17 protein-coding genes are annotated in these 14,135 nt (G+C 70.8%); 8 read left to right on the plus strand and 9 right to left on the minus strand.

Annotation, left to right across the window (positions count from 1 at the left end; genetic code table 11):
• The first annotated feature begins 6 nt into the window (after positions 1–6).
• Positions 7–654 carry a carboxymuconolactone decarboxylase family protein gene (locus VGD44_RS26350; protein ID WP_331091763.1) on the plus strand — a complete coding sequence of 216 codons (648 nt, stop codon included), beginning with the start codon at positions 7–9 and terminating at the stop codon, positions 652–654.
• Complete coding sequence (locus VGD44_RS26355; RefSeq protein WP_331091765.1) at positions 654–1,154, plus strand: DUF3237 domain-containing protein; 501 nt, start codon at positions 654–656, stop codon at positions 1,152–1,154. Before VGD44_RS26350 ends, VGD44_RS26355 begins: the two co-directional genes overlap by 1 nt.
• A 380-nt stretch (positions 1,155–1,534) precedes the next feature.
• On the opposite strand, the gene VGD44_RS26360 is transcribed toward VGD44_RS26355, so the two are convergent.
• The gene (locus tag VGD44_RS26360; RefSeq protein ID WP_331091767.1) at positions 1,535–1,867 is read right to left on the minus strand and encodes a hypothetical protein; all 333 of its coding nucleotides are present in this window, start codon (positions 1,865–1,867) and stop codon (positions 1,535–1,537) included.
• Positions 1,868–2,076: 209 nt separating this feature from the next.
• Here VGD44_RS26360 and VGD44_RS26365 point away from each other — a divergent pair, with 209 nt between their 5' ends.
• Positions 2,077–2,505, plus strand: coding sequence for a low affinity iron permease family protein (locus VGD44_RS26365; RefSeq protein ID WP_331091769.1), 429 nt, complete (start codon positions 2,077–2,079; stop codon positions 2,503–2,505).
• A 127-nt stretch (positions 2,506–2,632) separates the two neighbouring features.
• On the opposite strand, the gene VGD44_RS26370 is transcribed toward VGD44_RS26365, so the two are convergent.
• The 5 genes from VGD44_RS26370 to VGD44_RS26390 all read right to left on the minus strand — a co-directional run bounded on the left by VGD44_RS26370 (position 2,633) and on the right by VGD44_RS26390 (position 7,414).
• Positions 2,633–3,349, minus strand: coding sequence for a PEPxxWA-CTERM sorting domain-containing protein (locus VGD44_RS26370; RefSeq protein ID WP_331091771.1), 717 nt, complete (start codon positions 3,347–3,349; stop codon positions 2,633–2,635).
• A 228-nt stretch (positions 3,350–3,577) separates the two neighbouring features.
• Complete coding sequence (locus VGD44_RS26375) at positions 3,578–4,843, minus strand: MgtC/SapB family protein (protein WP_331091773.1); 1,266 nt, start codon at positions 4,841–4,843, stop codon at positions 3,578–3,580.
• Between the two features lie 147 nt (positions 4,844–4,990).
• Positions 4,991–5,299 (minus strand): hypothetical protein, encoded by a 309-nt coding sequence (locus tag VGD44_RS26380; protein ID WP_331091775.1) that lies wholly within the window; start codon positions 5,297–5,299, stop codon positions 4,991–4,993.
• A 31-nt stretch (positions 5,300–5,330) separates the two neighbouring features.
• Positions 5,331–6,962, minus strand: coding sequence for an MBL fold metallo-hydrolase (locus tag VGD44_RS26385; RefSeq protein ID WP_331091777.1), 1,632 nt, complete (start codon positions 6,960–6,962; stop codon positions 5,331–5,333).
• Complete coding sequence (locus tag VGD44_RS26390) at positions 6,959–7,414, minus strand: host attachment protein (RefSeq protein ID WP_331091778.1); 456 nt, start codon at positions 7,412–7,414, stop codon at positions 6,959–6,961. Before VGD44_RS26390 ends, VGD44_RS26385 begins: the two co-directional genes overlap by 4 nt.
• A 168-nt stretch (positions 7,415–7,582) precedes the next feature.
• Here VGD44_RS26390 and VGD44_RS26395 point away from each other — a divergent pair, with 168 nt between their 5' ends.
• From VGD44_RS26395 to VGD44_RS26410, 4 genes are all read left to right on the plus strand, one after another.
• Positions 7,583–8,230, plus strand: coding sequence for a helix-turn-helix domain-containing protein (locus tag VGD44_RS26395; RefSeq protein ID WP_331091780.1), 648 nt, complete (start codon positions 7,583–7,585; stop codon positions 8,228–8,230).
• A gap of 63 nt (positions 8,231–8,293) precedes the next feature.
• Positions 8,294–9,163, plus strand: a complete 870-nt coding sequence (locus tag VGD44_RS26400; RefSeq protein WP_331091782.1) for a universal stress protein — start codon at positions 8,294–8,296, stop codon at positions 9,161–9,163.
• Positions 9,164–9,292: 129 nt separating this feature from the next.
• Complete coding sequence (locus tag VGD44_RS26405; protein ID WP_331091784.1) at positions 9,293–10,141, plus strand: universal stress protein; 849 nt, start codon at positions 9,293–9,295, stop codon at positions 10,139–10,141.
• A 145-nt stretch (positions 10,142–10,286) separates the two neighbouring features.
• A complete protein-coding gene (locus tag VGD44_RS26410; protein ID WP_331091786.1) occupies positions 10,287–10,895 on the plus strand; it encodes an NAD(P)H-dependent oxidoreductase in 609 nt (202 codons plus the stop codon).
• 122 nt (positions 10,896–11,017) lie between these two features.
• Here the strand turns inward: VGD44_RS26410 and VGD44_RS26415 are convergent, their stop codons facing one another.
• The 3 genes from VGD44_RS26415 to VGD44_RS26425 all read right to left on the minus strand — a co-directional run bounded on the left by VGD44_RS26415 (position 11,018) and on the right by VGD44_RS26425 (position 13,263).
• Positions 11,018–11,485 carry an Hsp20/alpha crystallin family protein gene (locus tag VGD44_RS26415; RefSeq protein ID WP_331091788.1) on the minus strand — a complete coding sequence of 156 codons (468 nt, stop codon included), beginning with the start codon at positions 11,483–11,485 and terminating at the stop codon, positions 11,018–11,020.
• A gap of 330 nt (positions 11,486–11,815) precedes the next feature.
• Complete coding sequence (locus VGD44_RS26420; RefSeq protein WP_331091790.1) at positions 11,816–13,144, minus strand: L,D-transpeptidase family protein; 1,329 nt, start codon at positions 13,142–13,144, stop codon at positions 11,816–11,818.
• Complete coding sequence (locus VGD44_RS26425; RefSeq protein ID WP_331091792.1) at positions 13,141–13,263, minus strand: hypothetical protein; 123 nt, start codon at positions 13,261–13,263, stop codon at positions 13,141–13,143. The genes VGD44_RS26420 and VGD44_RS26425 overlap by 4 nt, the downstream gene beginning before the upstream one ends.
• 108 nt (positions 13,264–13,371) lie before the next feature.
• Here VGD44_RS26425 and VGD44_RS26430 point away from each other — a divergent pair.
• The coding region (locus VGD44_RS26430) for a CoA-binding protein (protein ID WP_331091794.1) at positions 13,372–14,135 on the plus strand (764 nt) is incomplete at its 3' end.

The following is a 14,135-nucleotide window of genomic DNA, read 5'->3' on the forward strand; positions in this document are numbered from 1 at the left end:
CCGCCCATGCCCGTCCTGCGCCAGGTCCCGCGCGACCAGGTCACCTCCGACGTCGTCAACGCCTACTACGACCGTCTGTTCGGGCCCGGCCGCGATCCGGTCGCCCAGCCCGGCACCGCCACCGGCACGCCCGGCGACTGGTGGACCGTGTTCGCGCTGGCGCCCGACATCTTCAAGCACGCGGTCGACGGCTTCGCGGTCTACCGCCATCCCGACCGCAAGATCGACCCGGTGCTGCGCGAACTGGGCCAGACCCGCGCCGGATGGGTGAAGGGCAGCCAGTTCGTCTTCTCGCAACACTGCAAGTCACTGCGCGGCCTGGGCGTCTCGGACGAGAAGATCAACGCCATCGCCCACTGGACCGTCGCGGACGTGTTCAACGACCAGGAGCGCGCCGTCCTGGCCTACGCCGATTGCCTGACCGCAGGCGACGGGCGCACGCCGCTCGAGGTGTTCGACAAGCTGAAGACCTTCTGGTCAGACGAGCAGATCTTCGAATTCACCTACATTACCACGCTCTATGCGATGCATGCAGTGATCACCCGGGCGCTGCGGATGGAGTACGACAACCGCGACGAGCCCATCGTCGAGGTGGCCGCGCCCGAGGGCTTCAACGCCGCCGACTTCCTGGGCGGCGCACGTCCGGCGCGCTGATGGCGGGCCTCGCGTTCGATTTCCCCGCTCTGCGGAGCGAGCCGCTGTGCGTCGCCGACTTCCTGGTCGAGGGCGCGATCATGCCGCTCGGCCAGTCACCCTGGACGTCGCGGCGCGTGGGCTACGTCTCCGGCGGCCGCTTCGAAGGACCACGGCTGTCGGGTGAGATCGTGCCCGGCGGCGGCAACTGGTCGACCAGCGGAGAGATCGCGCCCAGCGAGACGGCCGGGACGTTCGACGCGCGGGTCCTCTGGAAGACGGACGACGGGGCCATAATCTACGTCACCTACACCGGCCGAAGCGTGATCGGCGACGCGGTGAGCACCGCGTTCCGCGATCCGGACCGCGCCGACGTCCCATCGTCCGAGTACTACATCCGCATCGCGCCAGTCTTCGAGACAGCCGATCCGCGCTACGCTTGGCTGAATGGCCTGCTGGCGGTCGGCTGCGGCCACCGCACCACCACTGGAATTCGCCACTCGATCTTCGCCATCCTGTGAAAACGGGCGCGGGCAGCCCGTGGGCCTCAACCCTCCGCGATCAGGCCAAACAACCTCCGCTGCTCAGGCCACGCCAGGGGGATTTCCCCAATCGGATAGGCCACCGGGTGACCCGCTAGAGTTGCTCGCTGGATATCGGGCGCCAGGAACGCGAGGTGGGCCGGTCGTCGGTCGCGACCGTGTTTGCCGCAAGTCCGGAGAGTTTTTAGCTACGAACTGCACCCACCACCATTCCTATCGCCATATCAGTCGATCGGCGCCAATCAGCTCCGCCGGCGCCAGAATCTGCGAGCCGCGAGGTCTCAGAAGGCTCGTCGAGAGGGACAGGCCGCACACGGGTCCGTCGCCGTCGTGAAGCCACCGCGCCCGTGTGGATCAGCTCACTTCTTGGCCGGCGCGGCCGGCGCGGTCTTCTCAGCCATCATCTTCGCGCACCTGTCGTGCATCGCCTTCATTTCGGCGTCCGTGGGCGGCGTCGTGGCGGGCGCATGGCCCAGCTTGTCGGCCGAATGGTCGTGCTTCGGCGCTCCCTGCATCTTGCCGCCCATCACCATCGCGCAGTGCTTGTGCATCTGTTCCGGCGTCATCTTGGACATGTCCATGGGCTTCGAAGCGGTCGCGCCTTCGGGTTGGTGCGCGGCAGGGTCCTGGGCGAGCGCTGGGGCGGTGGCGAACGCCATCGCGGCGGCGGCAATCATAAGGTGGGCGTTCATGGTCAGCAGGTCCTGAGCTGGGGTTCCATCCTGATCGAGGCTGCTCCGGCCTGCTCGCTTCGCCTTGATCCGGATCAAGCCGACGAGCCCACCCTGGAGCCTCCGGCTCGAATGGCCACCCCGCCGGGGGTCTTGCGCCCCGCAAGGCCGCGCCAGCGCCCATGACCGAGATCAAAGCGCGGCGATCCTGCCCCAGTTACCCAGGGCGCATGGACCTCGAACGCGCCTTCTCCACCTTTGCCACCCGCACGGCCCGCGTCGCCGGCAGTCCGCCGGCCTTCGCCGCCTGCCTGCTGGTGGTCCTCGCCTGGGCCGCCACGGGCCCGTTTTTCGGCTACTCCCAGACTTGGCAGCTGGTGATCAACACCGGCACCACCATCGTGACCTTCCTCATGGTGTTCCTGATCCAGAACACCCAGAACCGCGACGGCCTGGCCCTGCAGACCAAGCTTGACGAGTTGATCCTCACCTCCGCGGCCGAGAACGAGTTCGTCGGCATCGAACGGCTCACGGACCGGGAGCTGGAGCAGCTGCACGCCCGCTGCGCCAGGGCCGCGGCGCTGCACGAGCGCCTGGCGCACCGGGCCCGAGAAGAGATGTCCAGCCGACGTCAGGTTCCGGACGACGAGGCGGCCTGATCGCTGCCGCCTGGCCGCCCGATGCCTGCGGCCGCGAGGAACGCCCGAGAGCAGGTCCCTGCTCGCAGCCCCGTCGCGAACTTCGGCGGCGTCGCCCCGGCCCTTCCTGCCGTCGTGTGCCTCCCAGTCAGCGCACTGCGCCGAACGCGCCATGCCCTGCGCGACGCCTGATCGCCGTGCCTACGGCAAGGAATCCCAGCAGCATCAGCGCCCACGCGCCCGGTTCGGGAACGCCGCGGGTCTGCTCGAGGCTCGTCACGGCGAAGTGGACGGTGGAGTCTGCGTCGTACGGGCCAAGCTCAGGGTCGAACACGTAGGTGAGGTAAGCATTGATGTCGCCGCCGCCGGTGACCGTGTCGGTGAAGGCCGAGAGCGGATCGTGCGGGCCGCTGGTGACGAAGTTCAACGCGAGGCCGAATTTGGAGTCGGTGAAGGCGATGAAGTTCGGCGTCGGGAAGATCGTGATCGAGCCGCCGGTCTCGTGCAGGTCGACCGTTGAGTAGAAGCCCAGGAAGCTCTCGTTCGTTCCTGTCTGGGGAACGCCTTCGCCACCCCAGTGGTCGATGTAGGGCAGCGGATCGGCGTCGTCCGACCAGGCTACAGAGAAGTGGTCGACGTAGAAGTACTGCTGGTCCTTGGTCAGGGAGAGCGAGATCGAGACGGGCTCGGCCTCGAAGGACCGGGTGTGGGACGAGATATCGTCGTAGATCAGCACCTGCCCGACCGAGCCCGTCGTGACGACGCCGGTGAAATTCATCTGGAGGTGGATCGCGGCGCCGGCAGCCGCCGGGAGCGCGAGCAGGACAGAGAGGCCGATCACGGGTGCAAGGAACATCGAGCGCATCGTCGATCTCCTGAGTGTCACGCGTCTGCGAGGCGAATCCTGTGCAACCTGGAACCGCGCCCGGTCGCCGACCTTGCGCGAGATCAAATCGCCTGTCCACGAGCGCCCGACGCGACCGCCGATCAGCAACCTGCGCCGGCTCATCGCCCGCTCCTCCAGGGCTGACGCCGAAAGCCGACGACGCGGGTCGGGCGATGACCTTGGTGCGGGACAATTCGACGGCTGTTGTCAGGCGGCCTGGAACACCCACCACGCCACCGCCGCGACCGCCGCCGCCCCGGCCGTCCCCGCCGCGAAGCGGACCCCGAACCCGCGCCCGCCCACGAGCGTGGCGATGCCCGCCTTGGAGAGGCTGTCGACGGCTGCGGCCAGCAGCATCGCCGCGACCGCAGTGGCGGGGTCCAGGCCCTCGTTCGTCACCATCCGCGACACCGCGAGGGCCACCGCATCGACGTCGACGAGCCCGGCCAGGGCGGAGAGCGGCAGCAGGCCCTGCGCTCCGTAGGCCGCCGACATCCAGCGCGCCGCGGCCATCACCACGCCCAGGACGAGACCGAGCTTGAGCACCAGGGCGAATTCGAAGGGGCTCCGCATCGCGCCGCCGTCCGCCATCTCCCATCGCCAGCCGGAGCGGCCGATCGTCAGCGCGCCTGCGAGCGCCGAGGCGATCGCGAACCCGCCCAGCGGAACGGCCAGGGTCTGGAGGAGCCCAGGCGCCAGCACCGCGGCGACGCCCAATAGCCGCAGCGCCATCACGCCCCCGGCGAACAGCGCGCCGCCGGCCGCGAGGCGCGCCGCCGCCGGATCGGCGCGCGCCACCCGCGCGAGGTTCAGGGTGACGGCCGTCGACGACACCAAGGCGCTGGCCAGGCTCGCCGCGATCAGGCCGCGCGACGGCCCGAACACCCTCACGAGGGCGTAGGCGGCGAACGACACCCCGGCCATGACGATGGTCAGCAGCCAAAGTTCGTGCGGATTGACCGCCGCATGGGGCCCGAGGCCGCGATCGGGCAGTAGCGGCAGCGCGACGAAGCTCATGGCCAGGAGCACGAGTGCGCTGCGCAGTTCCGGCCACGTGAGCCGGCGCAGCCAGCCGTGGAGCACGTCCTTGAAGGCCAGGAGCGCCGTGACCACGACGCCGGCGCCGGCGGCGACCTGCCAGGCGCCAACGACGGCGTACGCGCCGAGCGCGAAGACCAGCAAGGCGGCGACGACGGCGGTGACCGAATGGTCGTGCTCGTCCGCCTGCTCCCGCTGCTTGAAGTAGATGAAGGCGCCCGCGAACGGCAGGCCGAGCGCGGCGAAGGCCCAACCGCCAAGCTCCGCGCTCAGCAAGCCAGCGATCCCGCCCAGGAGTCCCGTCAGGGCATAGGTGCGGATCCCGGCGGTGCGACCGCCCTCGGCGACGTCGCGGTCCCGCCAGCCGCGCTCGACGCCCACCAGGAAACCGATGGCGAGCGCGAAGGCGAGCCGCTCAAGCTGATCGACGGGCATGGCGTCCTACCCTGGGGACGGATAGGCCCGCTCAACGCGAACCGAACGAAATCGGCGGAGCCGATCCTCTGCATCTCGGCGGCCTGCGGGCAGTGGCTGACACGCAGGCCGCCGTGAATTAGGCGGCGTCGACGAGGCCGGGGTCCGCTAGGCGGCCTTCCTGCGCGTCACGCTCACGATGGTGATCAGGGCGGCGGCGGCCGACAGCGCCGCAGCGGCCGTGGCGATGGGATGGGCCTTGGCCTCGGCCACAGCCTTCTCCGCCACATATTTCACCTCGGGCGAGGCCTTGTCGGCCAGCGCCTGGGCGGCCTGGCGAAGCGCCTGGGTCGCCTGCGCGATGGCCTTCTCGGCGTCGTCGCCGAGGTCATCGGCGGCCTGGCGCAGAGTCTTGGCGACATCCTCAAGCGTGTCCTCCAGCTCGTGTTTCACCTTGCGGGTCAGGGACTTCGTCATCGATCTTTCTCCTGGGTCTGAAGCTCGGCCGTCAGACTGGCGCGGCCGCGGGCAGCGCGCCTTGAGCGAGGTCAACCGCGCGACCGGCGGCGATGGTATTCGCCAGGTTCTCGAGCAGGGCTTCGCGGGCGGCGTCGCTGGGCAGGGCTTCGAGGCGGGCGTTGAGGTCCAGCATCAGCCGGGCGCGCGCGTTGTGCCAATCGGGCCGGGTCGCGGCCGCGGGCAGGATGCGCGCGCCGCCGGCCTCGGCGACCGCGCCGGCCCTGGTCAGGCGGAAGCGCTCGTCGAGCGTCGGGATCACCAGCCGCTCGCCAGGGAAGCCTGCTCCGAGGAGCTGGTCCCGCAAACCCTCGAGACCGTCAGGCTCTCCGTGTGCGAGGAAGACGGCGCCGGCGACGGGCTGGCGGGACTTGGCCCAAGCCACCAGGCCGGCCTGATCGGCGTGCCCGGAATAGATGTCGAGCGAGCGCACGCGGGCCCGCACCATGATGTCCTCGCCCTGGATCCGGACCGAGCTTGCGCCTTCGGCGAGGATGCGGCCGAGGGTTCCGGCGGCCTGGAAGCCGGGGAGCAGGACGGTGGCGTCGCGCCGCCACAGCAGGCGCTTGAGATGCTTGCGCACCCGGCCGGCGTCGCACATGCCGCTAGCCGCCAGGATGATATGCCAGCCGCGCAGCCGCTCCAGCCGGTCGCTCTCCCAGGGCTCGCGCAGGAACTGCAGACGACCGCCGGACACCAGGTCCTCGAACGGATTGCGCTCTATCACCGGGCTCCAGCCGCGCTTGCGGAACACTTCGGTGGCTTCGATCGCCAGCGGCGAGTCGAGGAAGATGTCGGTCTCCGGGATCTCGCCGTCCCGGGTGAGGATCTGCAGGTCGGCCAGCAGCTCCTGCGACCGCTCGACCGCGAAGGCCGGGATCAGCAGCGGGCCGCCCGCCTTCTGCGCGGCGCGCAACTCGTTGGCCAGCATCCTGCGGCGCGAGGCCGGATCGACGGGCGGACGCGGCCGGTCGCCATAGGTGGACTCGATGACCAGGTGGTCGATCCCGGCGGGGCCTTGCGGGTCCGGCAGGAAGTCGCGCCCGCCCGGCCCGAGGTCGCCGGAGAACAGCAGGGAGACGGGCCTCTCGGCCGTCTCGACCCGCACCTCGATCGACGCCGAGCCCAGGATATGGCCGGCCTCCCAGTAGCGGGCGGTGATCCCGGGCGCGACGTCGATGTCTCGGCCGAGCTTCACGGTCCGGAACAGCTCCAGCGTCCGCACCGCGTCGCGGGCGGTGTAGATCGGCTCGACCGGGTCGCGGCCGCGCTGCTCGTTGCGCCGGTTGAGGTGCCTTACCTCGCTCTCCTGGATGTCGCCGGCGTCCGGCAGCATCACCGCACAGAGGTCGCGCGTCCCGGCGGTGGCCAGAATGGGGCCCTTGAAGCCCGCCCGCATCAGCTTCGGCAGCAGGCCGGAATGGTCGATGTGGGTGTGGGTCAGCAGCACCGCATCGATTTCGGAAGCCTTGAACGGAAACGGTTCGTAGTTGAGCGCCTTCAGGGTCTTCGGGCCCTGGAACATGCCGCAGTCGATCAGCACGCTAGCCCTGTCCGTGGTCAGCCGGGCGCAGAAGCCGGTCACACAACCGGCCGCGCCATGGAAGGCCAGGTCGAGGGTCATGACCAGGTCCGGGCGCGCGCTTCGCGCAGGTGGCGGCGGAGGGTCTCGGCGTCGTCCTGCTTGCGCTCGTGCGGATCGGTGACGTCCACCCGCGCCGCCACCGTCGGTGGCAGCGCCCTCTTCAGCGCACCCAGGGCGTGCGGCGGACCCATCAGCACCAGCCGGTCGAAGTCGCCCCGGCCCGCGCTCACCATCAGGCGGGTCGCCACGCGCTTCATGAACCGCCGCTCCGCCTCGTGCTCCGGCGCTCGCTCGCCGGCACCGTGGCGGCCGGCGCCCGCGCGCTGGTGCACGGTCGCCACCTGGCGGCGGCCGGCCCTGCGCTCGGCGTCGCTCGCGGCCATCCGCAGCTCCGGCATTTCTTGCAGCGTACCTGCCCGAACCCGCTCGGCGAAGATCCGGGCCTCCACCGCGTCCGCGGTCACGATCCAGGTGACCCCCCCTTGGTCCATGCTGTCCTCCATAACTTGGAGGCAGCGTGCGCCGGCGGGACGCCCGGCTCCCTGACACAGATCAAACCGTGGCCGGTCGCCGCCTCCGTGCTGGTACTTAGGGGGCGCTCCCAAATGTTCGGCGCAGGTCGGCGACCCTAGCCTTGGGTCATCGAACGGGAGCCCGCGATGACCCTCTCCGACCCCACGACCCGCACCGTCCGCACGGCGTCCGCGCTGAACGAGGCCTTCGAGCGCCACGGCGTGCGGATGGCCTATGGCCGCAACGCGGAGATCTACGCCCAGGACGACGCAGTGGAGCTGCTCTACCAGGTGGTCCGCGGCGTGGTCCGCACCAGCCGCCTGACGCTCGACGGCCGCCGCCAGGTGGGCGACTTCTATTATGCGGGCGACATCTTCGGCCTGGAGCCCGGCCCCGACCATCGGTTCGCCGCCGAGGCGCTCGACGACTGCGAGATCCTGGTCGTCCGCCGCAGCGCCGTGCGCGCCCTCGCCGGCGACGCCGCCCTCGACCGCGCCATCCTCGAGGCCCAGCGCCTGGAGATGGAGCGCCTGCAGGAGCACGTGGTGATGCTCGGCCGCAAGAGCGCGCGCGAGCGGGTCGGCAGCTTCCTGATGTCTCTCGTCCGCAATCCGGACGACGGCCACGTGGACCTGCCGATGAGCCGGCAGGACATGGCCGACTACCTTGGCCTCACTATCGAGACCGTCTCGCGCATGCTGACCCAGCTGCAGGGCGAGGCCATTGTCGAATTTCCGTCTTCGCGGCGCTTCCAGGTCCGCAAATGGACCGCCCTGGAAGCGCTCGCCGCCTAGCCGCAATTGGCCTGTGCGGCCGCAGGCGTAGCGCCGGCCGCGACCTGGCAAAGGGAGCCAGCCATGACCAAGACAATGGAACGGGCCGCCGTCGAAGTCGTCGTCCGCCCAGACACCTACAAGACCATCCTGGTCCACGCCGAACCCGGCCTGGCCGCCACCCACCGCGTCGAGACCGCGGCCCGTCTGGCCCGCGACCTGGATGCGCGCCTCATCGGCCTGGGGGCGGAGACCTACGAGCCCCTGGACGTCGCGGCGCCGGATGGGACCTACTTCGTCGCGGAGGTGATCGCCGCGCAGGCCGAACAGGTCGCCAAGAATCTGGCGGCCGCCGAAGCCGCCTTCCGCCGCGACGCGGCCGGCGCCAGCCTCGACTGGCGCAGCGTGCAGGACTATCCGAGCCGCGCGCTTGTCCAGGCGGCGCGCACCTGCGACCTGATCGTCATGAGTCCAAGGGGAAGCCGCGGCCCGACCCAGGCCGCTGACCCGGCGGACGTGGTCATGGGCGCGGGCCGCCCGGTCCTGATCGTGCCTGAGGGCCGCCACCACCTGCGCGCCACGAGCGTGGTCGTCGCCTGGAAGGACACCCGGGAGTGCCGTCGGGCGCTGGACGACGCCATGCCCCTGCTGCAGCGGGCCGAGGACGTCATCGTGCACGCCGTCTGCAAGACCGACGAGGCCGACCGGATGGCTTTCGAGACCGACGACGTGGTCACGAATCTAAAGCGGCATGGCGTCTCCGCCCGCGCCCTGGTCACCTCGGTGGCTCCTGAGGGCGTCACGGGTGAGATGGAGCGCGTCGCCCAGCTCAACAACGCCGACCTGATCGTTTGCGGCGCTTATGGCCACAGCCGGCTGCGCGAGTGGGCCTTCGGCGGTGTCACCGACGACCTGATCCACCGGCCCTCCTGCTTCGTGCTGATGAGCCACTGATCGGCGCCATAGCGCGGAGCCGCGTTGGTCCCGCGCCGCCAACCCACGGCGAGGAGGCCGCCATGCCTGCCCTGAGACCGATCGCCTGCGCCGTAGCACGCCTGCTCAGCTGAGCCGGAGGATTCCGCCATGGTCTACCGCGACGTGCTGCTCACCGCCCTCACCTATCCGGACGCGACTCCCGACAGCGCCCTGCGCAGCGGCGTCGCCCTGGCCAAGCGACTGGGCGGCCGGCTGACGCTGCTGTCGATGCAGGCCGACCTTCCCAGACTGCACAACGCGGTCGCCAACGCACTCATCCATCTCGACCGGCTGAGCGATCTCGAGGAGGCGCGCAGCGCCGCCAAGGCGCAGCTCGAGGCCACGGTTGCGCTTATCGCCGCGGAAATCGACCACGTCGGCATCCAGACCGAGACCGTGAAGGCCAAGCCCTGCGACGAGGCCGAGACCCTCTGCCGGGCCGCGCGCACCCGCGACATCACCCTCGCCCCCATCGGGCCGGCGGTGCTGGCGGACCGAGGTCTCGCCGAGACCCTCCTGTTCGAGTCGGGACGGCCAGTGCTCATCTATCCGGAGAGCGCCGACATCGTCGCGGCGGACCGCTTCGCGACCGTGGCCATCGCCTGGGATGGCGGCCGCGCCGCCGCCCGCGCCGTCGCCGACGCCTTGCCGATCCTCGAACGCGCGAAGCAGGTGCGGATCTTCGTCGCCCTCGGCGAGAAGCCGCAGGCCGTGGCGGGCGCCGGGCTGGATCTCGTCCGCCACCTGCAGACCCATGGCGTCGCGGCTGTGGCCGACGAGCGACCGGGCGGCGATCCCTCCATCGGGCGACGCATCGCCGACTACGTCGCGGCGACGCAACCCGATCTCCTGGTGATGGGCGCTTTCGGTCACCCGCGCCTGCACGAATTCATTCTCGGCGGCGCAACCGACGCCGTCCTGCGGGCGCCGCCATGTCCCGTCCTGATGTCGCACTGAGGCCGCAGCTCGCTGCGTTCGGCGAGCTTCTGCGCCATGGCGCTGACGCCGTGGATGGTTCGCCGGCCGCAATCGCGCCGCCCGCATGACCTCGATCAAGGCCGGCCCGCCGGTTGAACGGCAAGCTGCGAGCATGGAGGCTGCCATGAAACACGCCATCATACTCGCCCATCCGGCCCGCAAGAGCCTCAACGCGGCGATCGCGAAGGCCTATGCCGAAACCGTCGAACGGCTCGGGCATGAGGTCGTCGTCCGTGATCTCTACGCCATGCGCTTCGATCCCTGCCTGCACGCGTCCGAGATCCCCGGGCCCAAGGCGCCGAAGTTCCGCTCCGACGTGTTGCGCGAGCGCGAGCGGCTGGCGGACGTCGATGTGTTCGCCCTGGTCTATCCCCTGTGGTTCAACGCGCCGCCGGCGATCCTGAAGGGCTACATCGACCGGGTGTTCAGCATGGGCTTCGGCTTCGCCCCGACGTTCGGGGGGACCAAGCCTTGCCTGGAAGGCCGCAAGCTGATCAGCTTCACGACATCAGGGGCGCCCGATTTCTGGATGCGCGACACCGGCGCGCTCAGCGGGCTGATGCGCCTGTTCGACGCCCACCTCGGCGGCGCCTGCGGCCTGACGGTGGTCGACCACGCCCATTTCGGCGGGATGGTTTCCGGGATCACCCAGGAGGCCTTCGACGAGGTCATGGCCAAGGTCCGGACGACCGTCGCGGCCCACTTCCGGGCGCACCCGCCGCTCGCGGCGTGACCGGGCCCACGCCCTCGGCGCAGGCGGCGACCAGGGCGCGGGCGAGCCGTTCCGGACGCAAGAAGACGCCCCGACCGGGATCCGGCCGGGGCGTCCAAGTCGCCAGTCCGGGAGCGGGGGAGCTACTGGGACTGGATCTCGATGGTCTTGGTCTCGACCCCGGGCCGCTTGGGGATGGCGATGGTCAGCACGCCGTTCTTCATGGTGGCGTCGATCTTCGAGCCGTCGGCGCTTCGGGGCAGGCAGATCGAACGCGAGAACCGGCCGAAGCTGCGTTCCGTGAGCCGCATGGCGCCTTCGGTCTTCTCACTGCTCTCCGACTTCTCGCCGCTGACGGTGAGCACGTCATCCTCGGCAATGACTTTGATCTGGTCGCGCGTGAGACCCGGCACCTCGAGGGTGACCGTGAGGCCATCCTTCGTCTCGGCCACGTCCATGCTGGGCGCGAAATGGGTCTCGGTGAAGGCGCTGATCCCGTCGCCGAGCTCGTCGAAGAAGCGGTTGAACTCCCGCTGCAGCGGCGCAAACGCCTGCCTGGCGCTTCGCTGCAGGGCGGGCACGAAATCCGGGGCGGCGGGGTGGGTGGTCATGAGGAATCTCCTTGAATGACGTCCGCAGCAAAGCCGTGCCGGCGCTGCGGCGCCTTGCGCGAGGTCAAACGATCGGAAGGTTCGGCGTCCCGCCCCCGGGGCGCGAGGTAGTCCGTGCCGGCCGGTTCGGGCCAGCGGCCCAGGAGCATGCGAGCGACGGCCGCGAAGGCGGCGCCCAGGAAGCTCACCGTCTCCACCACGCCGAACCAAGTGCGCCGCGCCCTAACGAGGACACGCGGCCAAGGGTGGCGACGGGAGGTTCTCGAAGGGGCTGGCGGCCGGGACATGGCGGGAGACTGGACCCGCCGACCGGCCGCGCCTTGACCTCGCTCAATCCCCCTGCGCCAGCGCCCTCGAGAGCTTGCGGTCCCAGCCGTAGATGTCTGGGCGGAAAGTGAGCCGGCCCGCCTCCGCGCGAACGGTGAAGTGCAGCACATAGACGGGGACGGACTGGCGCAGGTTCACCCGCTTCGTGGCCCCCGCCGCGATCGCGGCCTCCACCGTCCCCGGGGATCCGCCCTGCGGCGCGAGCAGGGCCGCGGCCAGGTCCCGCGGCGTCTCCAGCCGCATGCAGCCGTGGCTGAAAGCCCTCACGGGCTGGGTGAACAGCCCCTTGCCCGGCGTGTCGTGCAGATAGACGCCGAAGCGGTTCTTGATGTCGAATTTGACCTGCCCCAGGGAATTGTTCGGCCCCGGCCGCTGCTGCAGGCGGCCGTCCACCCAGCGGATGCCCATGCTGGCCAGCAGGCCCGGCCGGCGCGCCTCGGCGGGCAAGAGCTCGTTGCGGGCGATCGAAGGCGGCACGTTCCATGGCGGGTTGAAGACCACCGCCTCGATCCGCGAGGCGAACATCGGCGTCGGGTGCTTCGGCGCACCCACGATGGCCCGCAACCGCAGCACTGGAGCGCCGCCGTGATAGAGCACGGCGTCCTGGCTCCCGGTGTCGACCTCGAAGCGGTCGGCCGGCAGGGCGGCCGGAAGCCACCGCCAGCGCTCGAGGTTGGCGTCGATCTGGGCGAGCCGCTCGGCGGCGGGAACATTCAGGGCGCGGCGGGTCGCGGGCCCCACCAGCCCGTCGACCTCGAGGACGTGGCTTTCCTGGAAGGCCCGCACCGCAGCCTCGAGCGTCGGGTCGAACAGCGTCGCTTCGCCTGCGTCCGCCGCGCCATAGCCCTCCATCGCCAGTCTCCCGCGAACGGCCGGGACCGCGTCGGCCCGCTCGCCTGGCCGCAACGTCGGTCCCTCCGGCAGGCTCTCCCAGCCGCCGGCGCCGGCCAGCGCCGCGTATCGCGCCCGTCCGGCGCGCAGGGCCTGATATTGCGTGGACGTCGGCGTGAGGGCGCCGAGCCAAGCTCCCAGCCCGGCCCCTGCGCGCGCGGACCGCAGCTCGCTCGCCAAATCCCGCCGACGCGGCTCGACCGTCCAGCGGAAGTCGATCGACGACGGCCGCACCCGCTGGCCGGCTTCAATGCGAGCGTACGCCAGCAACCGCCCGGTGAGGGCCGCGTCGTCCAGCCGTGCGACGATCTCCGGCGTCAGACCGACCGCCGCGGCGATCGCGCTCCGCTCCGCCGCCGTGTACGGCGGGTCCGCGGCGGAGGCGGCCGGGCCTGCGACCAGCAGCGTCACCGCGGTCATGAGGAGGACGCGACGCTTCACGACGTCGCCTTGCCGTAGGCGAGAGCGGCCCGCTCCGCCTTGGGGAAATCCCGCCGCACCATGCCGGCGACAAGGCCGGCGAACGGGGCGGGAGGCGGCGGCGCGGTGGGCTCGAGCATGGAGCAACCTTGGCGTAAGATGGCGCGCCCCACCCTGATCGAGATCAACCGGGGCGCGTGTTGCGCGCGATCAAGGCACGGCCACCGCCGGAGCGACATTCTGCCGGCATGACCACCCGCAACTTTGAAGCCCTCTTCGCGCCGCGGCGCATCGCCCTGATCGGAGCGAGCGACCGCGCCGGCTCGGTTGGCGACGTCCTCGCAGCCAACCTGGTGGGCGGCGGCTTCCCGGGCGAGCTGATGTTCGTGAACCCCAAGGCCCGGCCCGTTCACGGCCGGCCGGTGTTCGCCTCGGTCGCGGCCCTGCCGGAGGCGCCGGACCTCGCGGTGATCGCCACGCCGGCGGCAACCGTGCCCGGCCTCGTCGCCGAACTGGGCGCCCGGGGCTGCCGCGCCGCCGTGGTGATCAGCGCCGGCTTCGAGGCCGACGACCCCGCCACCGGCGGCCTGCGCCAGGCGCTGCTCGACGCGGCAAGGCCGCACCTCCTGCGGATCGTCGGTCCCAACTGCCTGGGCGTGCTGTCGCCGGCGCATGGCGTCAACGCCAGCTTCGCCCGCGGACAGGCCCCGGCCGGACGTCTGGCGCTGGTGGCGCAATCCGGCGCGGTGGCCGCCGCTGCGCTGGACTGGGCGCCGGCCCATGGCCTGGGCTTCTCCCATGTCGTGACGCTGGGCGACTCGCTGGATGTGGACGTGGGCGACCTGCTCGACTTCCTCGGGCGCGACCCGGCCACCGGTGCGATCCTGGTCTACATCGAGAGCCTCCGCGACGCGCGCAAGTTCATGAGCGCGGCGCGCTTCGCCGCCCGCGCCAAGCCGGTGATCCTGGTCAAGGGCGGCCGCAGCCAGGCCGGAGCCCAGGCGGCCTTCTC

Origin of the sequence: Phenylobacterium sp., assembly GCF_036402295.1 — a bacterium.
Classification (GTDB): Bacteria; Pseudomonadota; Alphaproteobacteria; order Caulobacterales; family Caulobacteraceae; genus Phenylobacterium.